Annotated in this window: 3 protein-coding genes and 1 pseudogene; all 4 read right to left on the reverse strand. The window is 51.1% G+C overall.

Annotated elements, in window-relative coordinates; all coding sequences use genetic code 11:
- Window positions 1-26: 26 nt before the first annotated feature.
- Window positions 27-1,001 carry an alpha-ketoacid dehydrogenase subunit beta gene (locus tag Q7P41_RS00070; protein ID WP_303881041.1) on the reverse strand — a complete coding sequence of 325 codons (975 nt, stop codon included), beginning with the start codon at window positions 999-1,001 and terminating at the stop codon, window positions 27-29.
- 17 nt (window positions 1,002-1,018) lie between these two features.
- Window positions 1,019-1,978, reverse strand: a complete 960-nt coding sequence (gene pdhA, locus Q7P41_RS00075; protein WP_303881044.1) for a pyruvate dehydrogenase (acetyl-transferring) E1 component subunit alpha — start codon at window positions 1,976-1,978, stop codon at window positions 1,019-1,021.
- A gap of 51 nt (window positions 1,979-2,029) precedes the next feature.
- On the reverse strand, window positions 2,030-2,911 hold the full coding sequence (gene lipA / locus Q7P41_RS00080) for a lipoyl synthase (RefSeq protein ID WP_303881046.1): 882 nt from the start codon (window positions 2,909-2,911) through the stop codon (window positions 2,030-2,032).
- A 27-nt stretch (window positions 2,912-2,938) separates the two neighbouring features.
- Window positions 2,939-3,258, reverse strand: a pseudogene (locus Q7P41_RS00085) (dihydrolipoyl dehydrogenase); the annotation flags it as partial.

Genomic DNA, 3,258 nt, shown 5'->3' on the forward strand with positions numbered 1-3,258 from the left:
ACGCCCCCTCTTTTGCAATACAAACGTTACGCCACGACCTCTTTTATTGCGGCAATTATCTTTTCCGTGCTTGGGATGTATGCTTGTTCAAGCACGGGGCTAAAGGGTACCGGCGTAAAGGGAGCGCCAACACGTTTTACCGGCGCATCCAAGTAATCAAAGGCTTCTTCGGCAATCATGGCAGCGATCTCGGCACCGGGACCTGCAAACTTGACGGCCTCGTGAACTACTACGACTTTGTGCGTCTTTTTAACGGAATTAATGATCGTCTCGTTATCCAGCGGCTGCAGTGTCCGCGGATCCACGACTTCAACGCTGATACCTTCTTTTGCAAGTTCCTCGGCAGCTTCCAAGGCCTTGTAAACCATGGCCATGGTGGCTACGACAGTTACGTCGTCTCCTTCTCTTTTGACGTCTGCCTTGCCTAGGGGTACGGTGTAAATTTCTTCGGGCACTTCTCCTTCGATATCGTATATGAACTTATGCTCTACAAAGATCACGGGGTTGTCATCTCTGATGGAACTTATCAAAAGACCCTTAGCATCATAAGCGGTGGAGGGAGCAACTACCTTTAAGCCCGGAACGTGCATAAACCACGCCTCTAGGGATTGCGAGTGCTGTGCTGCCGCAGAACCTCCCGCCCCACAAGCCATTCTTATGACCATGGGAATCTTGGCCTTTCCGCCGAACATATAGCGCATCTTCGCCGCCTGATTGTATATCTGGTCCATGGTAACGCCAACGAAGTCCATGAACATTATTTCAGCTACAGGCCTCAGTCCCGTGGCCGCGGCGCCCAGAGAATTGCCTACTATGGCGCTTTCTGTAATGGGGGTATCTACAACCCGCTCAGGGCCAAATTCATCTATCAACCCGGCCGTTACCCCAAAACAGCCGCCGAATATGCCAACGTCCTCGCCAATCACATACACGTTGGGGTCGCGCCTCATCTCCTGACGCAGGGCCTCATTTATTGCAGCTCGAATCGTTAACTTCCTCATCCTCATCGCCTCCTCGCTCACGCGTATACGTCCTCAAGGACTTCTTCCGGAGATGGCCACGGGCTTTCTTCTGCGAACTTAACGGCTTCTTCGATCATTTCGGATACTTCCGAGCGAATCTTCTCCATCTGTTCTTCCGTCATTATTCCCATTTGAGAAAGTGTTGCTTCAAATCGCGGAATCGGGTCTTTTTTCCTCCATTCCTCGACTTCCTCATCGCTGCGGTAGACTGTCGGGTCGCCCTCAAAGTGGCCCCTGTAGCGATAGGTCTTGCACTCGATCAGAGTCGGTCCCTCTCCGGAGCGCGCACGCTTGACCGCCTCTTGGACGGCCTCGTAAACCGCCAATACGTCATTTCCGTCAACGACGAGTCCGGGAATGTTGTAAGCAGCAGCCCTGGCGGCCACATCGGGAACGTTCATCGATTTCTTCTGCGAAAGCGATATGCCGTAGAGGTTGTTTTCGTTGACGAATATGACCGGCAGCTTCCATATGGAGGCCATGTTTAAGGCTTCATGGAAGGTTCCCTGGTTTGACGCGCCGTCTCCAAAGAAGCAGGCCACCACGTGATCTGTGCCCTTGTATTTCGCAGTAAATCCTGCTCCCACAGCGATGGGGAAACCGCCACCAACTATTCCGTTTGCACCCAAGATCCCAAGCTCGACGTCTGCTATATGCATTGATCCGCCCTTGCCCTTGCAGTATCCCGTGCGCCTGCCGAAAAGTTCGGCCATCATGAGTTTCAGGTCGCCGCCTTTTGAGATCAGATGGCCATGTCCTCTGTGTGTGCTTGTGATGTAGTCTTCTTTGCGAAGATTTGCACACACTCCGGTAGCTACGGCCTCCTCTCCTACGTAAAGGTGAACGAAGCCGTAGCATTTGCCTGCGGCGAAAAGCTCCGCCACCTTCTCTTCAAAGTTCCTGATGGTCAACATGTTTTTGTACATCCACTGTAACTTTTCTTTTTCTACAGCCATGGAGACCCCTACCTCCTTTTGCTTGTAATTTTTTTAGCCAACAAAGGCCAGTTAAATGACTTTATCACCTCCCTTTTTAAAGGCTTTTTCATAGCAAATATCCGCCCTGTATGAGCTTCGAACCAAAGGCCCTGCAACCACGGACTTAAATCCCAACTCATAGGCTTTTCTTTCGTATTCTTCGTATTGAGCGGGGGAAACGTACTCCCTCAATGGGAAGTGATGTGGGGACGGTTGCAGGTATTGTCCTATCGTGAATATATCGCATCCGGCACTTAAAAGATCTTTCATGACTTGGACCACTTCGTCGAAACGCTCGCCCAGACCGACCATTATCCCGGACTTGGTCAAGATATGTGGAGCTATTTTTTTGGCCTTTTCTATGAGGTCAATGCTTCTTTCGTATATGGCTTGTGGCCTTACCTTCGGGTAAAGTGATGGAACAGTTTCGACGTTATGTCCTATAACGTCCAAGGGAGCTTCAAGCAAGCACCGCAAAGCTTCCCAGTTGCCGCCAAGATCTGAGACCAAAAGCTCGACTTTCGCACCAGGGTTTAATTCCTTTACCTTTCTTACGACAGATGCCATGTGAAAGGCGCCGCCATCGCTCAAGTCGTCGCGCGTGACGCAGGTTAAGACGACGTATTTGAGCTCCAGCGTACGGCAAGCTTCGGCTACCCTTAGGGGTTCATTTTGGTCCAAGGGCATGGGCTTTCCGTGTTCTACGGCGCAAAAAGAGCAATTCCTGGTGCATACGTCTCCCATCAGCAAAAAAGTCGCCGTATGGGAGCCAAAGCAATCTCCTGCGTTTGGACAGTTGGCCTCTTCGCACACCGTGTGAAGCGACAGGCCCTTTATAAGTTTTTGCATTTCATCAAGGACACCTTCGGCAGGTGCCTCTATTTTTAGCCAGTCCGGAAAATAACCTTTCAACTTGCTACCCCCTCCGCCAAATAGCTTTTACGCCTTGGGGAAGTGGATCGCCTTTCCTTGAAGTAATAGGGCCGCTTCCTTCAAAGCCTCTCCGACGGTTGGATGGGCGAAGATCAAGTTTGCAATCTCGTCCGCAGTAGCTTCTAACATGAGCGCCATGCCGGCGGTGGATATGAGCTCCGTCGCGTTGGGCCCCAAGATATGCACTCCTAAGACTTTTTCGTATTTTTCTTCAGCTACGATCTTTACCATTCCTATGGCTTCTCCAAGGGTTAAAGCCCTTCCATTGCCTACCATGGGAAAGCGTGATACCTTTATCGGTATCCCCGCGTCGAGGCAATCGGCCT

The sequence above is a fragment of the Acetomicrobium mobile genome, assembly GCF_937920065.1.

Coding starts and splice junctions, on each gene's coding strand:
- pdhA (WP_303881044.1), bottom strand. CDS start 1,978: ATGGCTGTAGAAAAAGAAAAGTTACAGTGGATGTACAAAAACATGTTG.
- Q7P41_RS00070 (WP_303881041.1), bottom strand. CDS start 1,001: ATGAGGAAGTTAACGATTCGAGCTGCAATAAATGAGGCCCTGCGTCAG.